The sequence below is a fragment of the Streptomyces sp. NPDC047081 genome, assembly GCF_040643775.1.
Classification (GTDB): Bacteria; Actinomycetota; Actinomycetes; order Streptomycetales; family Streptomycetaceae; genus Streptomyces.
On sequence record NZ_JBEYUY010000010.1, the window covers coordinates 322,257 to 345,403 of the forward strand.

Annotated in this window: 21 protein-coding genes and 1 pseudogene; 13 read left to right on the forward strand and 9 right to left on the reverse strand. The window is 71.6% G+C overall.

Annotated features, from left to right (window positions below; all coding sequences use genetic code 11):
- Positions 1–191 precede the first annotated feature (191 nt).
- Together ABZ848_RS21650 and ABZ848_RS21655 are read left to right on the forward strand one after the other, a co-directional pair.
- Entirely contained in the window at positions 192–1,445 is a 1,254-nt protein-coding gene (locus ABZ848_RS21650; RefSeq protein ID WP_360834080.1) for a YncE family protein, read from the forward strand.
- Positions 1,446–1,576: 131 nt separating this feature from the next.
- Positions 1,577–2,833 carry an MFS transporter gene (locus tag ABZ848_RS21655; RefSeq protein ID WP_360834082.1) on the forward strand — a complete coding sequence of 419 codons (1,257 nt, stop codon included), beginning with the start codon at positions 1,577–1,579 and terminating at the stop codon, positions 2,831–2,833.
- Between the two features lie 22 nt (positions 2,834–2,855).
- On the opposite strand, the gene ABZ848_RS21660 is transcribed toward ABZ848_RS21655, so the two are convergent.
- Positions 2,856–4,712: an endoglycosylceramidase gene (locus ABZ848_RS21660; RefSeq protein WP_360834084.1), complete on the reverse strand. Its 1,857-nt coding sequence runs from the start codon at positions 4,710–4,712 to the stop codon at positions 2,856–2,858.
- A 204-nt stretch (positions 4,713–4,916) separates the two neighbouring features.
- Here ABZ848_RS21660 and ABZ848_RS21665 point away from each other — a divergent pair, with 204 nt between their 5' ends.
- The 7 genes from ABZ848_RS21665 to ABZ848_RS21695 are packed head-to-tail and all read left to right on the forward strand — an operon-like array spanning position 4,917 to position 12,450.
- Positions 4,917–5,387 carry a (2Fe-2S)-binding protein gene (locus ABZ848_RS21665; protein ID WP_360834086.1) on the forward strand — a complete coding sequence of 157 codons (471 nt, stop codon included), beginning with the start codon at positions 4,917–4,919 and terminating at the stop codon, positions 5,385–5,387.
- Positions 5,384–7,747, forward strand: coding sequence for a molybdopterin cofactor-binding domain-containing protein (locus ABZ848_RS21670; protein WP_360834088.1), 2,364 nt, complete (start codon positions 5,384–5,386; stop codon positions 7,745–7,747). Before ABZ848_RS21665 ends, ABZ848_RS21670 begins: the two co-directional genes overlap by 4 nt.
- A complete protein-coding gene (locus tag ABZ848_RS21675; protein WP_360834090.1) occupies positions 7,744–8,598 on the forward strand; it encodes a xanthine dehydrogenase family protein subunit M in 855 nt (284 codons plus the stop codon). The genes ABZ848_RS21670 and ABZ848_RS21675 overlap by 4 nt, the downstream gene beginning before the upstream one ends.
- Positions 8,599–8,631: 33 nt before the next feature.
- A complete protein-coding gene (locus tag ABZ848_RS21680; RefSeq protein WP_360834092.1) occupies positions 8,632–9,489 on the forward strand; it encodes a MoxR family ATPase in 858 nt (285 codons plus the stop codon).
- 5 nt (positions 9,490–9,494) lie between these two features.
- On the forward strand, positions 9,495–10,727 hold the full coding sequence (locus tag ABZ848_RS21685; RefSeq protein WP_360834094.1) for a VWA domain-containing protein: 1,233 nt from the start codon (positions 9,495–9,497) through the stop codon (positions 10,725–10,727).
- Positions 10,720–11,820 (forward strand): XdhC/CoxI family protein, encoded by a 1,101-nt coding sequence (locus ABZ848_RS21690; protein ID WP_360834096.1) that lies wholly within the window; start codon positions 10,720–10,722, stop codon positions 11,818–11,820. The genes ABZ848_RS21685 and ABZ848_RS21690 overlap by 8 nt, the downstream gene beginning before the upstream one ends.
- An 18-nt stretch (positions 11,821–11,838) precedes the next feature.
- Positions 11,839–12,450, forward strand: a complete 612-nt coding sequence (locus tag ABZ848_RS21695; RefSeq protein ID WP_360834098.1) for an SRPBCC family protein — start codon at positions 11,839–11,841, stop codon at positions 12,448–12,450.
- 174 nt (positions 12,451–12,624) lie between these two features.
- Here the strand turns inward: ABZ848_RS21695 and ABZ848_RS21700 are convergent, their stop codons facing one another.
- Positions 12,625–14,016 (reverse strand): MFS transporter, encoded by a 1,392-nt coding sequence (locus ABZ848_RS21700; RefSeq protein WP_360834100.1) that lies wholly within the window; start codon positions 14,014–14,016, stop codon positions 12,625–12,627.
- A 78-nt stretch (positions 14,017–14,094) separates the two neighbouring features.
- Positions 14,095–14,595, reverse strand: coding sequence for a metallophosphoesterase (locus ABZ848_RS21705; protein ID WP_360834102.1), 501 nt, complete (start codon positions 14,593–14,595; stop codon positions 14,095–14,097).
- Between the two features lie 105 nt (positions 14,596–14,700).
- Here ABZ848_RS21705 and ABZ848_RS21710 point away from each other — a divergent pair, with 105 nt between their 5' ends.
- The 4 genes and pseudogenes from ABZ848_RS21710 to rfbC all read left to right on the forward strand — a co-directional run bounded on the left by ABZ848_RS21710 (position 14,701) and on the right by rfbC (position 18,495).
- Positions 14,701–15,162 carry a MarR family transcriptional regulator gene (locus tag ABZ848_RS21710; RefSeq protein WP_360834104.1) on the forward strand — a complete coding sequence of 154 codons (462 nt, stop codon included), beginning with the start codon at positions 14,701–14,703 and terminating at the stop codon, positions 15,160–15,162.
- Positions 15,163–15,221: 59 nt separating this feature from the next.
- Positions 15,222–15,807 (forward strand): annotated as a pseudogene (locus tag ABZ848_RS21715) (hydrolase).
- A gap of 119 nt (positions 15,808–15,926) precedes the next feature.
- A complete protein-coding gene (locus ABZ848_RS21720) occupies positions 15,927–17,882 on the forward strand; it encodes a glycosyltransferase family 2 protein (protein WP_360834106.1) in 1,956 nt (651 codons plus the stop codon).
- 4 nt (positions 17,883–17,886) lie between these two features.
- Complete coding sequence (gene rfbC, locus ABZ848_RS21725; protein WP_360834108.1) at positions 17,887–18,495, forward strand: dTDP-4-dehydrorhamnose 3,5-epimerase; 609 nt, start codon at positions 17,887–17,889, stop codon at positions 18,493–18,495.
- On the opposite strand, the gene ABZ848_RS21730 is transcribed toward rfbC, so the two are convergent.
- The 6 genes from ABZ848_RS21730 to ABZ848_RS21755 form a co-directional block, all read right to left on the reverse strand.
- Positions 18,485–19,288: a class I SAM-dependent methyltransferase gene (locus tag ABZ848_RS21730; protein ID WP_360834110.1), complete on the reverse strand. Its 804-nt coding sequence runs from the start codon at positions 19,286–19,288 to the stop codon at positions 18,485–18,487. The genes rfbC and ABZ848_RS21730 overlap by 11 nt on opposite strands.
- A complete protein-coding gene (gene rfbD, locus ABZ848_RS21735; RefSeq protein ID WP_360834112.1) occupies positions 19,285–20,157 on the reverse strand; it encodes a dTDP-4-dehydrorhamnose reductase in 873 nt (290 codons plus the stop codon). The genes ABZ848_RS21730 and rfbD overlap by 4 nt, the downstream gene beginning before the upstream one ends.
- Positions 20,154–21,122 carry a dTDP-glucose 4,6-dehydratase gene (gene rfbB, locus ABZ848_RS21740; RefSeq protein WP_360834114.1) on the reverse strand — a complete coding sequence of 323 codons (969 nt, stop codon included), beginning with the start codon at positions 21,120–21,122 and terminating at the stop codon, positions 20,154–20,156. Before rfbB ends, rfbD begins: the two co-directional genes overlap by 4 nt.
- The gene (locus tag ABZ848_RS21745) at positions 21,119–22,186 is read right to left on the reverse strand and encodes a glucose-1-phosphate thymidylyltransferase (protein WP_360834116.1); all 1,068 of its coding nucleotides are present in this window, start codon (positions 22,184–22,186) and stop codon (positions 21,119–21,121) included. The genes rfbB and ABZ848_RS21745 overlap by 4 nt, the downstream gene beginning before the upstream one ends.
- A 103-nt stretch (positions 22,187–22,289) precedes the next feature.
- On the reverse strand, positions 22,290–22,460 hold the full coding sequence (locus ABZ848_RS21750) for a hypothetical protein (protein WP_360834118.1): 171 nt from the start codon (positions 22,458–22,460) through the stop codon (positions 22,290–22,292).
- Between the two features lie 141 nt (positions 22,461–22,601).
- Positions 22,602–23,147: alpha/beta hydrolase (locus ABZ848_RS21755; protein WP_360834120.1), on the reverse strand; the 546-nt coding region annotated here is incomplete at its 5' end.

Consider the following 23,147-nt stretch of genomic DNA (forward strand, 5'->3'; position numbering starts at 1 on the left):
TTGTCGTGTACGCAGTCTTGTGGAGAAGGGCGCCTCTTCCTTACTTTCCAGTAAGTAAGAATCTGAAGGAGCTTCTTTTCAGATTCTTGCCGAGCCCTTCACGCCACGCCCTTCACGCCGAGCGCCCGTGTGACCTGCTTGGCATGCCCCCGTCACCCGCCACCCGCCGCACCCCAGAGGAGAGAGCAGCCATGCCTGCCTTCAGAACCAGGCACCTTTGCTCCGTAGCCGCCGCCCTCGTCCTGACCATCGCCGCCCCCGCGACCGCCGCCACCGCCGCCGACTCCTCCGCCGCCGCCCTGCGCGAGGTGCTGTTCGTCGGCAACAACTGGGACGGCACCGCCGACGTCATCAAGTCCTCCGGCGACTTCGCCAAGGTCGGCCGGCTCAACGTCATCCCGGACAAGGACGCCCGGATGGCGGAGATCAACGCCGACCCGATCAAGTGGATCTACTTCATGGCGATCCGCAACGGCGTCGGCGAGGGCCACGACCAGTTCGCCGACGACATGTACTCCACGCCGGACGGCAAGTCGGTGGTCGTCTCCCGGCCGAGCTTCGCCGACGTCGTCTCGATCAACCTCGCCACCGGGACCATCAACTGGCGCTTCCCCGTGTCGGGTTACCGCTCCGACCACATGGCGGTCTCCCCCGACGGCACCCGGGTCGCGGTCTCCGCCTCGACCGCGAACACCGTGCACGTGCTGGACATCAACACCGGCAAGCAGCTCGGCTCGTTCGCGACGGGCGACAAGCCGCACGAGAACATCTTCACCAAGGACGGCAAGTACATCTGGAACATGGCCATCGGGGACGTCAACACCTCCCTCGACGACCCGGCCTGGGACTGGACCAAGGGCGACCGGCACATCACCGTCGTGGACGCGACGACGTACAAGCAGGTGAAGATCATCGACATGCGGGACCGGCTCGACGCCTTCGGGCTGACGGACTTCTCCGACGCCGTCCGGCCGGCCGTCTTCTCGCCCGACGAGTCGAAGCTCTACTTCCAGGTGTCCTTCTTCAACGGCTTCCTGGAGTACGACGTCGCCACCGACAAGATCACCCGGATGAAGACGCTGCCGAAGAACCCGGCGACCAGCGAGGACCGCACCACCTGGGTCAACGACTCGCGCCACCACGGCATTTCGATGAACCCGGCGGGCACCAAGCTCTGCGTCGCCGGGACGATGGACGACTACGCGACCGTCGTGGACCGCAGCACCCTCCAGGAGGGTCCCCTCGTCACCGCCTCCAAGCCCTACTGGGCCACGGTCAGCGGCGACGGCAAGGACTGCATCATCTCCGAGAGCGGCGCCGACCAGGTCACGGCCATCGACTTCGCGACCGGCCAGAAGGTCACCTCCGTATCCGTCGGCGACCATCCGCAGCGGGTGCGGCTGGGGCATGTGCAGGCCGACTGGACGGGGCCGGCCACCGGCTGAGCCTGCACCGCACGCTCCGAGATGCGGGCGCACCGGTCACCGCCGATCATGGGATCGATTGTCGGGAGATCGGATGCGCCCGCGCCGCCGTCGGCCGCGGGTGCCCGCACGGCGTAGCTGGGAGCGTGCCCATGACCGGCCCCATCAGCGACCTGTCGGCCACGACGGACCGGCCGCCCGCCGCGGCCTGGCGCAACCTGGTGATGGCGACCCTCGGCTTCGGTCTGACCTTCTGGGCCTGGAACCTGATCGCCCCGCTGGCCGGCGACTTCGACGACCGCCTGCACATGAGCTCGTCCGCCCAGTCGCTGCTGGTCGCCGTCCCGGTCCTGGTCGGCTCGGTGGGCCGTATCCCGGTCGGCGCCCTCACCGACCGCTACGGCGCCCGTCTGATGTTCCCGCTGCTGAGCGCGCTGACGATCGTGCCGGTCCTGCTGCTGATCCCGGCGAAGAGCTCCTACGGCGCCCTCATCGCGGTCGGCTTCTTCCTCGGCCTGGGCGGTACGACCTTCGCCATCGGCGTCCCCCTGGTCAACGCCTGGTTCCCGCCGGCCCACCGGGGCGCCGCACTCGGCGTCTTCGGCATGGGCATGGGCGGTGTGGCCGCGTCCGGGTACTTCACGCCGCGCATGTTCAAGCACAGCGAGAACCTCCCCTTCCTGGTCCTCGCGATCGCCCTCGCGGTCTACGCCGTGCTCGCGGCCCTGCTGATCAACGACCGCCCCGGCCGCCCGATCCCGTCCACCCCGCTCGCCCAGCGCCTCGCTCAGGCCGGCCGGCTGCGGGTGACCTGGGAGCTGTCCGCGCTCTACGCGATCGGCTTCGGCGGGATCGTCGCGTTCGGCGTCTACCTGCCGACATATCTCAAGACCTGGTACGAGCTCAGCCCCACCGACGCGGGCACCAAGGCGGCCGGGTTCGCGGTGGTCACCGTGGTGTTCCGGCCCATCGGCGGCTGGCTCGCCGACCGCGTGCACCCGGCGGTGGTCACCTCCTTCGCCCTGGGCGTCGTGGCGCTCCTCGCGGTCGTCCAGGCCTTCGACCCCGCGCTGACGCCCGGCGCGACGATCTGCCTGCTGGTGATGGCGGCCGGCCTCGGCACGGCCAGCGGCTCGGTGTTCGCCCTGGTCGCTCGGGTCACCCCGCAGCCGCAAGTGGGCAGCGTGACGGGCATCGTCGGCGCGATGGGCGGCCTCGGCGGCTTCGTCCCGCCGCTGGTGATGGGTGCGGTCTACAGCGCCAAGAACTCGTACTCGATCGGCTTCATGCTGCTGTCCGACCTCGCGCTCGCGGGCTGTGTCTATGCGTACGGCCGTATGCGCGACGCGGGTCGTGGCGCCCCGGCGGAGGAGTCCCGGGCGGGTGTGTCGGAGAAGGTCCCCGGCTAGCGGGCCCGCCCGGATCGCCCGGTCAGAAGCGTGCCGCCGCCCAGGCCGCCAGCTCGGACTTGGCCGCGCTGAGCAGGCTGGCCGACGGGGAGGTCGCCCCGTTGGTGACCAGCGCGTAGTGCAGGACGCCCGAGTCGGAGTCGGTCAGCAGCAGCCGGCGGCTGCCGGTGCCGCCCGGCTCGAGAGCGGCGCCGACCGGTGTGGAGCTCGTGTACGACGGCGGGCCGTAGACCGTGCCGAGGTCGGAGACCACCGTGGTCGCCGCGGTCGGGAAGGACGCCGGCAAGTGGAGCTCGGTGGGTGCCGAGCCGGAGCCCGACTTCCAGACCAGCAGCCCGTACTGGCCGGAGCCGACCAGCTGGGACACGTTCGGCAGTGAGCTCGGCACCGGGTTCCAGGTCAGGGTGGTCGAACCGTCGCGCGAGCGGTCCTCGTAGGTGAAGGCGAGGGTCGTGCCGGCGGTGGCGCTCGGGTAGAGACGGTCGAGGAGACGGGCGTCCTGACGGAGCGTCACCGTTCCCGAGTCGGTCATGTCGACGGCCGACAGGTCCTCGTCGTTCCAGGCGTCGCCGGAGGTCTGCACCTTGTCGGGGTTGTCGTTCATCAGCTCGTGGTGACGGCCGTTGTAGATGTCCCACTGCCACTGGCTGCCGGAGAGCACCGGACCGGAGGCGGACGGGTTCGACCACCAACTGGAGCCCGGCAGACGGGAGTCGAGGGCCTGGTACATCGCCTTGAGGACGGTGGGCGCCTTGCCCGCGACCGTCCCGGACAGCGGGTGGCCGAACTCGCTGACGATCGCCGTCGTCGCCGCGGCCGACGCCCGGTCGCGGATCGTGCCGAAGTCCGTCGAGTACTGCCCGTCGGAGGCGTTGCCCCACATCAGGATCCCGGAGATGGCCTTCTGGTCGTAGAAGTGGGTGTTGAAGACGTAGCGCGAGCCGAGCGTGCCGGCGTCGAGCAGTCCGCCCTCCTGCTTCTGGGAGTCGATGTTGGCGTTCCAGAAGAGGTTCGGCTCGACGAAGGCGGGCTTGTCCTGCCAGCCGGCCGCGTCCATCCGGGCCCGGAACTTCTGGTAGAAGGGCCACAGCAGGCTCTGCTCCCAGGTGCGGGAGGTCTGCCCGGAGTCGTAGGTGCCGGCGTACGGCTCGTTGTAGGGGTCGAAGCCGACGACGCCGGTGAACTCCTCGGTGCTCAGGTTCTGCCGGATGTACGTCATGGTCTTCTGGGCGGTGGCCAGGAAGGCGTCCTGGAGACCGTGGTTGTTGTGCCAGAAGTCGTACTGGGCGGCCTTGACCGCCCCGTTCTGGGTGATGTTCTGACCCCAGAACAGGCAGATCCCGCAGGACTCCTGCGGGTAGTCGCCCAGCTCCACCGCCCACTCGGGAGCGCCGTCGCCGGTGTACCAGCTGCCGGAGTTGAACAGGTAGCGGGAGTAGAGGTCCTGGTGGAAGTCGGGGTAGACGCGGATACCGGCGTCGAGGAAGGCGCGCATCTGGTCGGTGGCGGCGGCCAGGTACGCGGTGTCGACCTGGCCCTGCGCGGGTTCGGCGTGGGCCCAGGAGAGCAGGAAGCGGACGGAGTTGCCGCCGCCCAGGGCGCGCAGTGCGGTGGCCGACTTCTTCGCGTCGGCGACCGAGGCGAAGGGCAGGCCGCTGTTCTCCTCCAGCTTGGTCTCGCCGGAGACGTTGTAGCCGCGCAGCACGACCTCGCGGCCGTTGCCGTCGACGAAGTGGCCGTTCGAGACGGTGAGCGCCGTGCCGTCGAAGGAGAGGGAGTCGGGGACGGTGGCGGCGGAGGCGGGTGAGACGCCCACGACCGCGAGCAATCCACTGAGGACAACCAGAACAACGAGCAGACGAGCCCGGATATTCGGCATGTCCACTACAGTCCGGCGATCTCCGGACATCGTCAATACTTCTGACTATTGAGTAAGTTTCAGGATTTTCGTACCCGCTCTTTGAGCGGTCAACGAACACCGCCCGACCACTCGCCCCCTCACGTGCGCGGTCATAGAGTGACCTACATCACGATTGGTCGCTGGTTTCCCTCACTTTCCGCCCGTACGGCCACTGGAGGGCACATGACCCACATCTCGGTGAAGGTGGACGGCACGACCTACCAGGACGAAGTGGAACCCCGTCTTCTCCTGATCCACTACCTGCGTGACCGCCTCGGCCTGTCCGGCACCCCGATCGGCTGCGACACCTCGAACTGCGGGGCGTGCACGGTCGAACTGGACGGCGTGAGCGTCAAGAGCTGCTCGGTGCTGGCCGTCCAGGCGGACGGCGGTGAGGTGACCACCGTCGAGGGGCTGGCGAAGGACGGGGAGCTGTCGGCCCTGCAGCGGGCCTTCCACGAGAAGCACGCCCTGCAGTGCGGCTACTGCACCCCGGGCATGCTCATGGCGGCCCGCGACCTGCTGCGCGAGAACCCGCACCCCAGCGCGGACGAGATCCGGCACGGCCTGGAGGGCAACCTCTGCCGCTGCACCGGCTACCAGAACATCGTGCGGGCCGTCCAGGCCGCCTCCGAACAGGAGGTCCCGGCATGACCGACCAGACCGTGGAACCGGAGGTCGGGCGCGCCCGGCCGCGCAAGGAGGACGCCCGGCTGATCACCGGGCAGACCAACTGGACCGACAACATCAGCGTCAACGGACTGCTGCACATGGCGATCCTGCGCAGCCCCATGGCGCACGCCCGCATCACCCGCGTCGACGTCTCACCGGCCCGCGAACGCCCGGGCGTCATCGCCGCGTTCAGCGGCGCCGACCTGGCCGAGGGCCTCGGCTCACTGCCCTGCGCCTGGCCGGTGACCGAGGACATCGTGCTGCCCGACCATCCGCCGATCGCGGTCGACGAGGTGCGCTACGCCGGCGACCCGGTGGCGCTCGTGGTGGCCCGGGACCGGTACACGGCCGCCGACGCGCTGGAGGCGATCGAGGTCGACTACGAGCCGCTGCCCCCGGTCCTGGACCTGGAGGCCGCGCTCGCCGAGGACGCCCCGCTGGTCCACTCCGACAAGGGCACCAACCGCAGTTACGTCTGGCCCCTGAAGACGGGCGAGGACTTCGACTCCGTACGGCAGCGCGCCGAGGTCACGGTCAAGCGCCGCTACCACCACCAGCGGCTCATCCCGAACGCGATGGAGCCACGCGCGGTCGTGGTCACCCCGCTCGCCTCCTCCGGCGAGTACACGCTCTACTCCTCCACCCAGATCCCGCACATCGTGCGGGTGATGATGGCCGTGGTCACCGGCATCCCCGAGCACAAGATCCGGGTGATCGCCCCCGACGTGGGCGGCGGCTTCGGCTCCAAGCTCCAGGTGTATGGCGAGGAGGCCCTGGCCCTCGCGGTCGCCCGGAAGATCGGCCGCCCGGTGAAGTGGACCGAGTCCCGCTCCGAGGGCTACCTGGCCACCCATCACGGCCGCGGCATGATCCAGGACGTCGAGATCGCCGCGATGCGGGACGGCAGGCTGCTCGGCCTCAAGGTCGACCTGCTCACCGACATGGGCGCCTACCTGATGCTCGTCACCCCGGGCATCCCGCTCCTCGGTGCCTTCATGTACCCGGCGATCTACAAGATGGACTCCTACGACTTCACGTGCACCGGCGTCTTCACGACCCGGACGCCGACCGATGCCTACCGCGGCGCCGGGCGCCCCGAGGCGACGTACGCCATCGAACGGATCATGGACGAGCTGGCGGTCGAACTCGGCCTGGATCCGGTCGAGTTGCGGCGCCGGAACTGGATCGGGCACGAGGAGTTCCCCTACACGTCCATCGCGGGTCTGACGTACGACAGCGGCAACTACGAGGCGGCGACCGAGAAGGCCCTCGCCCTGTTCGACTACGACAAACTCCGTGCCGAGCAGGCGGACCGCAATCACCGCGGGGACTCCGTGCGGCTCGGGATCGGTGTGTCGACGTACACCGAGATGTGCGGGCTCGCGCCGAGCCGGGTGCTGCGGGATCTGCGGTACGCGGCCGGCGGCTGGGACGCGGCCACCATCCGGATGCTGCCGACCGGCAAGGTCGAGGTGGTCACCGGCACCAGCCCGCACGGGCAGGGGCATGTGACCTGCTGGAGCCAGATCGCCGCGGATGTGCTGGGCGTGCCGTTCGAGGACGTCGAAGTGGTGCACGGCGACACCAAGGCGGCCCCGCAGGGCATGGACACGTACGGCTCGCGCTCGCTGGTGGTGGGCGGGGCGGCCGTGCACCACGCGGCGCGGAAGGTGGTCGACAAGGCACGGAAGATCGCCGCGCATCTGCTCGAAGCGAACGAGAACGACCTGGAGTTCACGAACGGCGTGTTCTCCGTGAAGGGTTCGCCGGACGCCCGCAAGACGATCCAGGAGATCGCCTTCGAGACGTTCACCTCGCACGACCTGCCCGACGGCCTCGAACCCACCATCAACGCCGAGCACTTGGTGGATCCCGACAACTTCTCCTACCCGCACGGCACCCACCTGTGCGCGGTCGAGGTCGACACCGAGACAGGACAGACGCGGATCAGGTCGTACGTCTGTGTCGACGACGTCGGCAAGGTCGTCAACCCGATGATCGTCGAGGGCCAGGTGCACGGCGGGCTGGCGCAGGGCATCGCGCAGGCGCTCTACGAGGAGGCCGTGTACGACGACGAAGGCAACCTGGTCTCCGGCACGATGGCCGACTACCTGGTGCCGTCGGCGGTCGACCTGCCCGAGTTCACGACGGAGCGGACGGAGACGCCGGCGACCTCGAACCCCTTGGGGGTCAAGGGAGTTGGCGAGGCGGGCACGATCGCCTCGACTCCGGCCGTGGTGAACGCGATCGTGGACGCGCTGCGGCCCTTCGGCGTCCACGACATCCGGATGCCCTGTACGCCCGAACGGGTCTGGCGAGCGGTGAGGGAGGCCCGGTCATGATTCCTCCGGCATTCGACTACGCCCGGCCGAGCAGCGTCGACGAGGCGGTGCGCGCCCTCGCGGACGCGGGCGAGGACGCGAAGGTGCTCGCCGGCGGGCAGAGCCTGCTGCCGCTGCTGAGGCTGCGGCTGGCCTTCCCCGAGCTGGTCGTGGACGTCGGCCGCATCCCCGAGCTGCGCGGGGTGCGCGAGGACGGCGACACCCTCGCCATCGGCGCGATGACCACCCACCACGACGTCGTCCGGGACCCGCTGGTCCGCCGCCACGCGGGCCTGCTCGCGGCCGCCACGGCGACGGTCGCGGATCCGGCGGTACGGCACCGGGGCACGCTCGGCGGCTCGCTCGCGCACGCCGACCCGGCCGGGGACCTCCCGGCGGTCGTACTGGCGCTGAACGCCGAACTGGTCGCGCAGGGCCCGCGCGGTCGGCGCACGATTGCGGCCCGGGACTTCTTCGTGGACTACCTCCAGTCCGCCCTGGAACCCGACGAGCTCCTCGTCGAGGTGCGGGTGCCGAAGACGGACGGCTGGGGCTTCCACTACGAGAAGTTCCACCGGGTCGCGCAGGCCTACGCGATCGTCGGCGTGGCCGCGCTGGTGCGGCGCGACAACGGGCGGATCGCCGAGGCCCGGGTCGGCCTGACCAACATGGGCGCGACCCCGCTGCGGGCCACCGCGGCCGAGGAGGCCCTCGCCGGGGCCGGGGACGCGCAGGCCATCACCCAGGCCTCGGACGCGGCGGCGGAGGGGACCCGGCCCGCGCAGGACGTGTCCGCGTCGTCCGAGTACCGGGAGCAGCTGGCGCGGGTGCTGACCAAACGGGCGGTGCTGGCCGCCTCCGGAATGGGGTGAGAGGCGATCGCGGACATCGACGGCCCGGAGCGGGTGCGGGCCCGCCTGGAGGAGACGGGGTACCTCGTCGACGACGGGCTGGCCGTCGCCTGCTTCCTGGCCCTGCGGCTGCACCGGCCGATCTTCTGCGAGGGCGACGCGGGCGTCGGAAAGACGGCGCTCGCCTCGGCCTTCGCCGAGGCGCTCGGTGCACCGCTGATCCGCCTGCAGTGCCACGAGGGCATCGATGCCTCGCAGGCCCTGTACGACTGGGACTTCCCACGTCAGCTGCTGCACCTGCGGGCCGCCGAGGCGGCCGGCGTGAAGGACGCGGAGCGCCTCGAGAGCGAGCTGTACGACCGCCGCTTCCTGGTAGCCCGGCCACTGCTGAAGGCGCTGGAGACACAGCCGTCTGTGCTGCTGGTGGACGAGATCGACCGGGCCGACGACGAGTTCGAGGCGTTCCTCCTTGAGCTGCTGTCGGAGTTCTCGGTGACGATCCCGGAGCTCGGCACCCTGCGCGCCGAGACTCCCCCGGTGGTCGTGCTGACGTCCAACCGCACCCGCGAGGTGCACGACGCGCTCAAACGGCGCTGCCTGTACCACTGGTTCGACCATCCCGGCTTCGCCCGCGAACTGGCCATCGTACGGCGGCGGTTGCCAGGCGTCTCGGCCCGCCTGGCGGAACAGGTGACCGCGCTGGTGCAGGAGCTGCGCTCGCAGGACCTGCTCAAGCCGCCGGGCGTGGCCGAGACGATCGACTGGGCGCAGGCTCTCGACGCGCTGGGCGCGGACGAGGTGGACGCGGAGCTGGCGGTGGCGACACTGGGCTCGGTCCTGAAGTACCGGGAGGACGCGGAACGGGCGCGGGGACTGGATCTGACCGCGGTGCTCGCCGCTCGGGGAGCGTGAGCGGCATGGGCGGCGGGTCGAGGCCGGGAAGCGGGTGGCCCGAGCCCGCGCCGGGCGACGCGGTCCTCCTCGGCTTCGCCCGTGCGCTGCGGGCGGCCGGAGTGGATGCGAGCTCCGAGCGGGTGTACGCCTTTCTGCGGGCCGTCGGCGAGCTGCGGCCGGGGCTGCGGGCGGACGTGTACTGGGCGGGGCGGCTGACCCTGTGCGGTGGGCGGGACGATCTGGAGCGGTACGAGCGGGTCTTCGCCGCCTACTTCGACGGCGCCGTGCCCAACGGGCGGACCATGGCCACGGCTCCCCCGCCCCGGCCGCGGCTCGTCGTCAGGGACGGTCCCGTGCCTCGTAGCACCACCCGGCCCGACCACCAACCCGCCCCGCCCGCCGCTGCGCTTGCCAGCTCGACCGAGGTGCTCCGCCACCGCGACGTCGTCGAGCTGGACTCCGCCGAGCGGGAGCAACTGCGCCGGCTGCTGGCCGCGTTCGCCCTGCGTGGCGAGACGCGTCGCAGTGCGCGGCGGCGGCCGGCCCGGCGCGGGCAGGTCGATCCGCGCCGGACGGTACGGGAGTTGCTGCGGCGCGGCGGGGAACCGGCGCGGCTGCGGCGGCACGCCCGGACGGACCGGCCGCGGCGGGTGGTCCTGCTCGTGGACGTCAGCGGTTCGATGGCTCCGTACGCCGACGCGCTGCTGCGGTTCGCGCACGCGGCCACCCGTGGAAGCCGTACGGAGGTGTTCACGATCGGCACCCGGCTGACCCGCGTGACCCGTGAACTCTCGCACCGCGACCCCGACTTGGCGATGACCGCGCTCGCGGCGGCCGTGCCCGACTGGCGCGGCGGCACCCGGCTCGGAGAGCTGCTGCGGGAGTTCCTGGACCGCTGGGGGCAGCGGGGCATGGCGCGCGGCGCGGTCGTGGTGCTGCTGTCGGACGGCTGGGAGCGCGGCGACCCGGAGCTGCTCGGCGCCCAGATGCGCCGTCTGCACCGGCTCGCCCACCGGGTGATCTGGGCCAACCCCCGCAAGGCGCGGCCCGGTTACGCGCCGCTGGCGGCCGGGATGGCGGCGGCCCTGCCGAGCGTGGACGCGTTCGTCGAGGGACACAGCCTGGCGGCGCTGGAGCGGCTGGCCGCGGTGGTGCGGGGCGAGCGTGCGTGCCAGGCACAGCCGGGCAGGCGGGAATCCGACGACAGGGCCCAGGGGGCCGAGGCGGCCCCCGTGGAAGGAGCGGAACGTGCGTGAGATTCTGCCGACGCTGGCCGAGTGGTACGCGGCCGAGGTGCCGTTCGGCCTGGCGACGGTCGTCGGCGTGAGCCGCAGCGCGCCGCGCGACCCCGGCGCGGCCATGGCCGTGGGGCCCGGCGACGAGGCGGTGGGGAGCGTGTCCGGGGGCTGTGTCGAGGGCGCGGTGTTCGAACTGGCCAAGGAGGTCGTGGAGAGCGGCGAGGCCCGTCTGGAGACCTTCGGGTACAGCGACGAGGACGCCTTCGCGGTAGGCCTGACCTGCGGCGGCGAGATCACCCTGCTGGTCCGTCCGGTGACGCGGGCGACCGACCCCGGGTTCGCCGAGGTCGCGGAGTCGGTCGCCGCGGGCCGCCCGGTGACCGTGGCGACGGTGACCGACGGGCCCGCGTCGGTTGGAGCGACCCTCGCCGTCTGGCCGGACAGGGTGGCCGGCACGCTGGGCTCGACCGGCCTGGACGTCGCCGTCACCGCCGACGCGCGCGGCGAACTGGCCCTCGGCGCCACGGGGTTGCGCCACTACGGCCCGCGCGGCGAGCGCCGCGAGGACACCGTCACCGTCTTCCTGCACTCCTTCGCGCCGCCCCCGCGCATGCTGGTCTTCGGCGCCATCGACTACGCGGCCGCCGTCGCCCGCATCGGCAGCTTCCTCGGCTACCGGGTCACCGTGTGCGATGCCCGCCCGGTGTTCGCCACGCCCAAGCGCTTCCCGGGCGCCGTCGAGGTGGTCGTCGACTGGCCCCACCGCTACCTCCGGGACACGGACACCGACGAGCGCACGGTGATCTGCGTCCTCACCCACGACCCCAAGTTCGACGTACCGCTGCTGGAGGAGGCGCTGCGCCGGCCGGCCGCGTACATCGGGGCGATGGGCAGCCGCCGTACCCACGACGACCGGATGAAACGCCTGGTCGAAGCCGGGCTCACCGACGCCGAGCTGGCCCGGCTGCGTTCCCCCGTCGGCCTCGACCTCGGGGCCCGTACGCCCGAGGAGGTCGCCGTGTCCGTCGCCGCCGAGATCGTCGCCCTGCGCTGGGGCGGCAGCGGCACACCGCTCGCGGCCACGGCCGGGGCCATCCATCCGTCGACGTAAGGCCCGTTGGAGGAAGTCATGGAACTGCACCACGAGTTCACCGTGCCGGTCCCGGTCGACGACGCCTGGCACACACTCCTCGACATCGAGCGGGTGGCGCCCTGCATGCCCGGGGCCGCCGTCGAGGAGTACGACGGCAAGACGGTCACCGGCTCGGTGAAGGTCAAGGTGGGCCCGATCACCGTGACCTACAAGGGCACCGCCGTCTTCGAGGAGCAGGACGAGTCGGCGCACCGCATGGTGCTGATCGCGAGTGGCCGGGAGACCCGCGGCCAGGGCACCGCACGCGCCACGGTGACCGGCACGCTGAGCGAGAGCGACGGCGGTACGACCGTCTCGGTCCGCACCGATCTGACGGTGACCGGGCGTCCGGCGCAGTTCGGGCGTGGGGTGATGGCGGAGGTGGGAGACCGTCTCGTCGGCCAGTTCGCGCAGTGCCTGTCCGAGCGGATCACCGAGCCGGCCGTGCCGGTGACGGAGGAGCAGGAGCAGAAACGGGAGGAGCCAGAGCCCCTCGACCTGTTCCGCACCGCGGGGGTGCCGGTGGCCAAACGGGCCGCCGTGGGGGTGGCGGGTGTGGTTCTGGTGGCGGTGGTGTTCGCTCGGATACGGCGCCGGCGGCGGCACTGACGGCGCCTTCGAACTCCCCCGCACCGGGATGTGTGAGCCGGCCCCCGGAAGGGTAGTCGCGGCACAAAGCACCTCTGTGGGAAGGAGGTCCGTGACAGCGCACACACACTCGCAGCGCCCGGGCCGCTTCCATTCTCCTGAAGCGGCCCGGATCTTGCCCCGGCGCCGATCGGATCACCTCTCGCCGCCCGGGAACAGCGCCCCGGGCAGCAGGACCAGCGCCAGCACGGCGGCCGCGGCGTAGAGACCTGCCGCTCCCAGTGCGACGGCGTGGAATCCCCGTACGAAGCGCGTCCCGTCGGCGGGCTGCCCCGCGACCGCGCCCGCCACCGCGATGCCTATCGCGCCGCCGGTCTGACGTGCGGTGTTGTTCATGCCGGAGGCCAGCCCGGCGCGTTCGCCGGGTACCGCCTCGATGGCCGCGGCGACGACGGCCGGGGTCAGCAGGCCCATGCCGGTGCCCCACAACAGGAACCCGGGCAGCAGGACCGGATACGCCGAGTGGGCTCCGGCGCGCACCAGCAGGGCGAGGCCGGCGGTGGCGATGAGCAGTCCGGCGGCGGCCGGCAGGCGGGCGCCGATCCGGCTGGTGATACGGCCACCGAAGGGCGCGATGACCGCCAGCGGGGCGAACAGCGGGATGACCGCCAGGCCCGCGAGCAGCGCCGAGCGGTGCTGGACCGACTGCAGGAACAGCATCAGCACGAAGAGGGTGCCGAGGGTGCCCAGGTTCATGATCCCGGCGGTCACGTTCGCCGCGTCGAAGGCGGGGCGGCGCAGCAGCGACACCGGCAGCATCGCGTCGTCCCCGCGCCGGAGTTCGGCCAGGGCCAGCGCGGGCAGGGCGAGGACCGCGACCAGGACGGCCACCAGCACCTGCGGACTGCCGGCGCCCGCGCGTCCGCCCTCGATGAAGGCGTACGTCGTGGCCAGCAGGAGCAGACCGCCGAGCAGCACGCCGGGCAGGTCGAGGCGGCGGGCCCGCTCCTCGCGGCTCTCCCGCACGGTCGCGGCGGCCCACACCAGGGCGACCAGCACGATCGGCACGTTGAGCAGGAAGATCGCCCGCCAGCCGAAGGCCTCGGTGAGCGCGCCGCCGAGCAGCGGGCCCGCGGGCAGCGCCAGGCTGCCGATGCCCGCCCAGACGCCGATCGCGCGTGCGCGGGCCGCGTCGTCGGGGAAGGCCCGGCTGATGATGGCCAGCGTGCCGGGCAGCAGCAGCGCCGCACCCACGCCCTGCGCCACCCTCGCGGCGACCAGCACGGGAATGCCGGGAGCCAGCCCGCAGGCGAGCGAGGCCGCCCCGAACACGGCGAGGCCGGCGAGGACCACGCGCCGGTGCCCGTAGAGGTCGCCGGCCGTGCCGCTGGTCAGCATGAGGGAGGCGAGGGCGAGCGCGTAGCCGTCGACTACCCACTGCAGGCCGCCGACGTCGGCGCCCAGGCCCGAACCGATGGCGGGCAGCGCGACGTTGACGATCGTGACGTCGAGCAGCACCAGGAAGTACCCGGCGCACATCACGACGAGGACGGTGCGCGGCGATCCCGCGTGCCGGGCGGGATCCACCGCGCGCCTCAGAAGCGTTACCGGTGTATCAGCCATGTTCCCGGCGGGTGCCCCGCGCGGGTGCGCCGAAACCGGCGGCTATCTCGGGGGCAACCGGTGCAGCTGTACGTCCGTGAGCCGGCCGTCGGCCGCGGTGGCGGTCAGGTAGGTGCAGTGCGGCTGGCGCCGGCGGTCGGTCGGTGAGCCGGGGTTGAGCAGCCGCAGACCGCCGGGGGCGGTGGTGTCCCACGGGATGTGGCTGTGCCCGAAGACCAGCACGTCCAGGTCGGGGAAGCGGGCCGCGCAGCGCGCCTCGCGGCCCTGCGCCGCGCCGGTCTCGTGCACGACCCCGAAACGCAGGCCGCCGATCTCGGCGTACGCCACCTCGGGCAGCCGCTCGCGCAGCGCGGGCCCGTCGTTGTTGCCGTACACGGCGACCAGCCGGTGGCTGCGGCTCTCCAGCAGGTCGAGGGTGTCCGTGTCGACCCAGTCCCCGGCGTGGAACACGACGTCGACGCGCGGGAGTTGGGCGAGGAGCTGGTCGGGCAGCCTTTTCGCGCGCTTGGGGAGATGGGTGTCGGACATGAGGAGCAGGCGCACGGATTCAGCCTAGGGGCGCGTCCGACGGTGTGGCGATCCAGATCTACAGCTGGGGCTGTTCAGTCTGGACTGGACAGTTTCGGCTGATGGTTTTACGGTGAGGGCATGGACGTACAGCCCGCCGGCCCTTCCGAGGGCATCACCGAGTCCGCCGCGCGTGCCGCGCGGGATCTGCGGGTGGTGTTCAGCCGGCTGCGCCGCCGGATCCGGGAGGTCGCGGAGGACGACGAGCTCACTCCGCCGCAGGTCTCCGCGCTCACCCTGGTGGCCAAGCACGGCGCCGCCACGGCGAGCGCGCTGGCCACGGCGGAGGGCGTACGCCCGCAGTCGATGGCGACGACGCTCGCCGCCCTCGACCGGCAAGGGCTCATCCGGCGCAGTCCCGACCCGGACGACGGCCGCCGCCAGCTGGTCACCCTCACCGAGGCCGGACGCCTGCGCGTCGCGGGCGACCGGCAGGCCCGCGAGGAATGGCTCGCGCGGGCCCTGCAGGACCGGTTCACGGAGGCGGAGCGGCAGACGGTCCTGGACGGCCTCGCGCTGCTGGAGCGCCTGACCGGACCGTGACAGCGGCGCCCGACGCCCCCGCCGCTTCCCCCGAGCACACTCGAAAGGCCCGCATTCCCATGACCGTCACCGCCCTCGACCAGCGCACCGCCCTCGTGGCGATCGACCTCCAGGCCGGCATCGTCGGCGCCCCCACCCAGCCGTACACCGGCGCCGAAGTGGTGGCCCGCACGGCCCGGCTCGCCGACGCGTTCCGCGCCCACGGCCTGCCCGTCGTCCTGGTGCGGGTCTCCTTCGCCGCCGACGGCGCGGACATCGTGCCCGGGCGCACCGAGGCAGCCCCGCGAGCAGGCGCCCGGCCCGAGGGCTGGGACGAGATCGTCCCCGAACTGGCCGGTCACCCCGGGGACATCACCGTCACCAAGCGCAAACTGGGGCGCCTTCCACGGCACCGGTCTCGACGTGCAGCTGCGCCGCCGCGGTGTCACGCAGATCGTGCTGACCGGCATCGCCACCGGCATCGGCGTGGAGTCGACCGCGCGCGCCGCCCATGAGCACGGCTATCACGTCACTCTCGCCACGGACGCGATGAGTGACATGAGCCCCGAGGGCCACAGGAACAGCGTGGAGCGGATCTTCCCCCGGCTGGGCGAGACCGGCAGCACGGACGAGATCCTTCAACTCCTCGCAAAGACGCACGGCTGAGCGAGACCCGAAAGGGATCAAACAGGCAGGGGAAGGTGGGACAAAGCCCCCGGCCGGGATAGCATCTGGCCACCGCACCACAACTCACGGCGAGCGAACCGAGGGGGCTCGGAAGCCCGATGCCGGTCAAGGTCAGCGTCATCGTCCCGGTCTACAACCCGGGGCCCTACATCGAGGACTGCATCGCCTCGCTGCTCAAGCAGTCCCTGCCTCCGGACGAGTACGAGGTCATCTTCGTCGACGACGGCTCCACCGACCAGACCCCGGCCCGGCTCGACGAGCTCGCCGCCAAGGAACCCCGGGTCCAGGTCATACACCAGGAGAACTCCGGCTGGTCCGGCAAGCCGCGCAACGTCGGTATCGCCGCCGCCCGGGGCGAGTTCGTGATGTTCGTCGACAACGACGACTCGCTCGGCGAAGAGGCCCTGGAGCGGATGTACGGCTACGGGGTGGCCAACGGCGCCGACGTGATCGTCGGCAAGATGGCGGGCAAGGGCCGGTCCGTGCCGGTGGAGCTGTTCCGGCAGAACCGCCCGCGCGCCTCCGTGGAGAACGCCCCGCTCATCGACAGCCTCACCCCGCACAAGATGTTCCGGAAGGCGTTCCTCGACGAGACCGGGCTGCGCTTCCCGGAGGGCAGGCGGCGCCTGGAGGACCACGTCTTCGTGGTGGAGGCGTTTCTGCGCGCCGCCAACGTCTCCGTGATCGGCGACTACGTCTGCTACTACCACATCCGGCGCGACGACGAGGCGAACGCGGGCATCCAGCAGTTCGACCCGGCCGGCTACTTCAAGAACCTGCGCGAGGCGCTCGACGTCGTCGAGGAGTACACCGAGCCGGGCGACGTCCGTGACAGCCTGCACCGGCGGTGGCTGCGGGTCGAGATGGTGGAGCGGCTGCGCGGCAAGCGGTTCCTGAAGATGCCGGACGACTACCGGCGCAAGCTGTTCCAGGAGATCCACCACATCACCGCCGAGCGCTTCGGCCCCGGTGTCGCCGCCGGTCTCCAGCCGACCCAGCAGGTGGTCTCCGCGCTGATCGCCGCCGACCGGTACGAGGACGTCGTCACGTTCGCCGAGTGGGAGGCCGGGCTCACCCTCAAGGCCACGCCCGGGAGCATCCGGTGGCACGAGGGCGCGCTGCGCATCGACCTGGCCGCGGAGTTCACCGCGGGCGGCGCGCCGCTGACGTTCCCCGGCGGCGGGGTGCGCGCCCCGCTGGGCGGTCCGCCGCCGGACGTCGCCGAGGCGCAGGCCTGGGTGGGCGCCGACACCGTCGCCCAGTTCGGCCGGGCCACCCTGGACCTGCTGGTGCGTGAACGCTCCACCGGCGCCCAGTACTTCCAGCCGATCGAGGTCACCCGGGAGATCGTGCCGGTCGAGGACAGCGGCAAGGTCCGGCTGGTGCTGCGCGCCACGGCCGGGGTCGACCCGGCCCGAGCGATCGACGGGGGCCCGCTGAACTCCGGGCTGTGGGACACCTACGCCCGGGTGCGGCTGGGGGGTTGGAGCAAGGAGGCCCGGGTCGGGCCCGGCCCGCGCAAGGCCCGTGCCGCCTCGTCCGCGGCGGTCGTGGGCGGGCGGGTGGCGCTGCCGTACTGGACCGACCAGCACGGCAATCTCTCCCTGGACGTCGACCGCGCCAGCAAGCGTCTCGGCCTCGGCCGCCTCGACCCCGAGCAGGTCACCGTCTCCGGCGGCCGGCTGCGCGCGCCCCTGCCGCTGCACGTCCCCGGCGACACAGCCGTACTGCTGCGGCTGACCTCGTCGGACCGGTCGGTGGACACGTCGGCCACGCTCGTGCCGGCCGGGGACGGGGCGGTGCTGGAGGCCGCTCTGCCGGCCGGTGAGCTGAGCGGCGCGACCTGGCGGACCGCGCTGTGCGCGGCGCCGGAGGCCGCCGAGCCGCGCTTCCTGCCGCTGCCGCTGTCCCTGCGCGCGGACGCGAACCAGGTGAAGGTGGTACGGACTCCCCGGCCGTCGTTCGTGCAGCGGCTGGTCCGGCTGACCCGGCGGACGCTCGCCGCCGTCCTGGGGCGTCGTACGTCGTCCCGTGCCAAGGCCCGAAAGGTGTGAGAGGTTGCGATCACTGGGGATTGCCGGCGCGTGGGCGCTGGAGCCGAAGGTCTTCCCGGACGAGCGGGGCAGCTTCCACGAGTGGTACCGCGGGACGGAGTTCCAGGAGGCCACCGGGTACGACCTGTCGCTCGCGCAGGCCAACTGCTCGGTCTCGCGCTGGGGTGTGGTGCGCGGGGTGCACTTCTCGGACGTGCCCCCGGGGCAGGCCAAGTACGTCACCTGTGTGCGCGGCGCGATCCTCGACGTGGTGGTGGACCTGCGGGTCGGCTCGCCGACGTTCGCGCAGTGGGAGGCGGTGCGTCTCGACGACGACACGCGGCACGCGCTGTTCCTCGCCGAGGGGCTCGGGCACGCCTTCATGGCCCTGACGGACGACGCGACGGTGGTGTACCTGTGCTCGACCGGGTACGCGCCCGAGCGGGAGCACGGCATCGACCCGCTCGACCCGGAGCTGGGCATCACCTGGCCCGAGGGCATCACCCCGGTGCTGTCCCCGAAGGACGCGCAGGCTCCGTCGCTGGCCGAGGCCCGGCGGACCGGGCTGCTGCCGTCGTACGAAGCCTGCGTCGCCCACTACGAGAAGCTGACCGGGCGGCCGTTCAGCGGCTGACGGCGAACGGCTCCAGGGCCGAGCTCAGCGCCTTCCAGCCGCGGGAGCGGCTCAGTCCGCGGTTGCGGGCGCGGACCAGCGGGCGCCAGAAGTCGGCTCCCGTCAGCGTCTCCGGGGTGACCGCCTTGACCCGCTCCAGGACCGCCTCGGGCACTTTCTGCGGGTCGGGCGCCTCGAACTCGGCGATGATCTCGTCGTACTTGTCCTTGAGGACGGTGTTCTTGGGGTCGGCGCCGAAGACGACCAGCTGGCCGGTGGGCTGGGTGTCGACCAGGACGGTCACCAGGTCCGGGCGGTAGCGGTTCAGGATCTCGATGACCTTGTAGACGTCGCCGGTCCAGGCGGTGGTGTGCCGGTCGCGGGCCGCCTCGTCGATGCTGCGCGGCAGCATGTCGTCGAAGACGATCACGCTGGCCCAGTCGGCGTGCTTCTCGATGTTGATGAAGTCCCGCAGCGCGTACTCGAACAGGTGCATGCCGTCGATGAACGCCAGGTCGAGCGTGGTGCGCCGCCAGTAACCGAGCGGGCTGCGGCCCCGGCGCAGGTTGCGCAGGGGGTGCCGGCCGCCGCGCAGGTGCTGCAGGGGGTTGTCGCGGGCGAAGAAGTCGTCGCTGGTGGCCTTCACCAGGTGGACGTCGCACTTGATCTCCGTGACCACCTTGAACGCGGGGTCGACCGCGATGCTGGGGACGCGCGACAGCTTGAGGCTGCGGCCGTCGTTCACCCCGATCTCCAGGTAGTTGCGGTTGGCGGTGACCTTGTGCAGTTCCCGCAGGAACTCATGGCGTTTCACGAAGGGGACTCCTTGCGGATCAGGGGAAGTGCCTCGTGCAGGGCGGCGCGCCAGTCGCGCAGGGGCGGCAGGCCGAGCTCCTGCCAGCGGCCGTGGTCCAGGGCGCTGTATGCGGGGCGGGGCGCCGGGCGCGGGAAGGCCCCGCTGCCGACGGGACGCACCCGGTCGGGGTCGGCGCCCAGGCCGTCGAAGATCTCCCGGGCCAGCTCGTACCAGCTGGCCTCGCCGGAGCTGGTGGCGTGGAAGACGCCGCTCGCGCCGCGGGCCAGGTGCGGGCCGAGGTCGGCGAGGCGGGTGGCGACGTCCGCGCTCCAGGTGGGCTGCCCACGCTGGTCGTCGACGACGTCGAGGGTGTCGCGGCGGGACTCCAGGTCGATCATCGTGCGGACGAAACTACGCCCGTGGACGCCGTAGAGCCAAGCCGTTCGCACGATTGCACTCGATGTGGGGAGTTCCTCGGCGACGGCGCGCTCGCCGGCGAGTTTGGTGCGGCCGTAGGCGGTGCGCGGCGCGGTCGGGTGGTCCTCCGGGTACGGGGTGTCGGCGTCGCCGGCGAAGACGTAGTCGGTGGAGACGTGGATCAGGCGGGCGCCGTGGGCGGCGCAGGCGCGGGCGAGGTGGCGGGGCCCGTCGCCGTTGATGCGCAGGGCGCGGTCCTCGTCGGTCTCGGCGTCGTCGACGGCGGTGTAAGCGGCGCAGTTGACGACGATCTCGGGGCGGTGGCCGGCCAACGCGCCCTCGACGGCGAGGGGTTGGGTGATGTCCAGGGCCGCGTGGTCGACGCCGGTGACGTCCTCGCCGCGCCGCAGCAGCTCCTCGACCGTGTCCCGGCCGAGCATGCCGGCGGCGCCGGTGACCAGCCACCTCATGCCGACCGCCGCTTCAGGGGCTCCCACCAGGCTCTGTTGTCCCGGTACCAGGCGATGGTGTCGGCGAGGCCGGTGGCGAAGTCGTGGCGGGGGCGGTAGCCCAACTCGTCGCGGGCCTTGCTCCAGTCGACCGAGTAGCGCAGGTCGTGGCCCTTGCGGTCCTCGACATACTCGACCCGGTCCCAGCCGGCCCCGCAGGCCTCCAGGAGCAGGCCGGTGAGCTCCTTGTTGCTCAGCTCGGTGCCGCCGCCGATGTTGTAGACCTCCCCCGGGCGGCCCTGCGTCCGCACCAGTTCCACGCCCTGGACGTGGTCCTCGACGTGCAGCCAGTCGCGGACGTTGAGGCCTTCGCCGTACAGCGGGACCTTCAGGCCGTCGAGGAGGTTGGTGACGAACAGCGGGATGACCTTCTCGGGGTACTGGTGCGGGCCGTAGTTGTTGGAGCAGCGGGTGACGCGGACGTCCAGGCCGTGGGTGCGGTGGTAGGCGAGGGCGAGCAGGTCGGAGGAGGCCTTGGACGCGGAGTAGGGCGAGTTGGGGCGCAGCGGGTGGTCCTCCGGCCAGGAGCCGGAGTCGATGGAGCCGTAGACCTCGTCGGTGGAGATGTGGACGAAGGGCTCCACCCGGTGGCGCAGGGCCGCGTCGAGGAGGGTCTGGGTGCCCACCACGTTGGTCAGCACGAAGTCGGTGGCGCCGGTGATCGAACGGTCGACGTGGGACTCGGCGGCGAAGTGCACGACCTGGTCGGCCTCGCCCATCAGCTTGTCGACGAGTTCGGCGTCGCGGATGTCGCCCTGCACGAAGTCCAGCCGGGGGTGGCCCAGTTCGAGGTTGTCGAGGTTTCCGGCGTAGGTCAGCTTGTCCAGCACGGTGATCCGCGGCGCGTCGGGCCCGCTCTCGGCGAGCAGGGTGCGGACGTAGCAGGAGCCGATGAAACCGGCGGCGCCGGTCACGAGGAGGTTCATGTGTGGATCTGCACCTTGCTGTGGTCGCCGAGGACGAGACGGTGGGCGCTGGGCACGCTGGGCGCGGGCGTCACCTCGACGTGCCTGCCGATCAGGGAGTTCTCGATGCGGCCGACGCCGAGGATCGAGGAGTCGCGCAGCACGATGGAGAACTCCAGCTCGCTGTCGGTGATCCGGCAGTTCTCCGCGACGGAGGTGAACGGGCCGACGTAGGAGTCCTGGACCACGGTCCCGGCGCCGATCACCACCGGGCCGACGATGCGGGAGCGCTCGATGCGCGCGCCCTCCTCCACCACGACCCGCCCGATCGTCTCGGACTCCTCGTCCACCTCGCCGTCGATGCGCCGGTCGACGCCCTCCAGGACGGAGCGGTTGACCTCGAGCATGTCGACGACGTTCCCGGTGTCCTTCCAGTAGCCCTTGATGACCGTGCAGCGGACGTCGGCGTGGGTGTCGATGAGGTGCTGGATGGCGTGGGTGATCTCCAGTTCGCCCCGCCAGGAGGGGCGGATGGCGCGGACTGCCTCGTGGATGAGCGGGGTGAACAGGTAGACGCCGACGAGGGCGAAGTCGCTCTTGGGATGCTCGGGTTTCTCCTCCAGGCCGACGACCTGGCCGGAGGCGTCGAGTTCGGCGACGCCGAAGGAGCGCGGATCGGCCACCTGGGTGAGCAGGATCTGGGCGTCGGGCCGGTTTCTGCGGAACTCGTCGACCAGCGGCGTGATGCCGCCGACGATGAAGTTGTCGCCGAGGTACATCACGAAGTCGTCGTCGCCGAGCCAGTCCCGCGCGATCAGCACCGCGTGGGCCAGCCCGAGGGGCCGCTCCTGGGGGATGTAGGTGATCTCCAGACCGAACTTGGATCCGTCGCCGACCGCTTCCTGGATCTCGGCGGCGGTGTCGCCCACGATCACGCCGACCTCGGTGATGCCGGCGGCGGCGATGGACTCCAGTCCGTAGAAGAGCACGGCCTTGTTGGCCACGGGCACCAGTTGCTTGGCCGATGTGTGCGTGATCGGCCGGAGGCGTGTACCGGCACCGCCGGACAGCACGAGAGCCTTCATCTGCTTCACCATAGCGTCGATCGCTGTAAAGCGACCGTTGGTACGTCGGCTTCCTGGTTAAGGGTGTGCCATGCAGACGGTGTACGGGCGGTAAAGCGGCCGGTCAGTCCTCGCCCCGCACGATGTTGCACTCGGTGGCCGTCCGGGGGGTGCTGTCGTCCAGCACGGCGGGCAGGCAGGTCCGCACATTGCCCGCGCCGCGGCGGTCGCGTGCCTTCGACCAGCCGGTCTTGGGTCGGCGAATGACGAGCTTGTCGTCGGTGTGGGTGGTCACGGCGGTTCATCTTCCTTCTGCGTCGATGCTCGGGGACCGGGTCCCCGGCCCGGCCATGGTCAAACGCCGTGCTTACCGCGGGCGGAAGTGGCCGCCGGGGCGGGCCCGTTGGAGCGCCGGGCCCGCCCTGTGGCCGGGTGCTCAGGCAGTGCCGAGCGCGGTGCGCAGGGTGTCGATGGCCTGTTTGATGGCGGCGTCGGCGGCGTGGGTTTCGCGCAGGGCGTTGAGCATGACGAAGTCGTGAATGATGCCCTGGTAGCGGATGGCGGTGACGGGGACGCCGGCGGCGCGCAGCTTGGCGGCATACGCCTCGCCCTCGTCGCGCAGGACGTCGGCCTCGCCGGTGATGACCAGGGCCGGGGGCAGCCCGGCGAGCTGGCCGGGGGTGGCGCGCAGCGGGGAGGCGGTGATCTGGGCGCGTTCGGCTGCGTCGGTCGTGTACTGCTGCCAGAACCACTGCATGGCGTCCCGGCGCAGGAAGTAGCCCTCGGCGAACTGGTGGTAGGAGGGGGTGTCGAAGCCGGCGTCGGTGACCGGGTAGAAGAGCACCTGCTGGATGAGGGGGACGTCGCCGCGCTGCTTGGCCATCAGGGTCAGCGCGGCGCTCATGTTGCCGCCGACGGAGTCGCCGGCCACCGCGATGCGGGTGGCGTCCAGGTGCTGGGCCGTACCGTGCTGGACGATCCA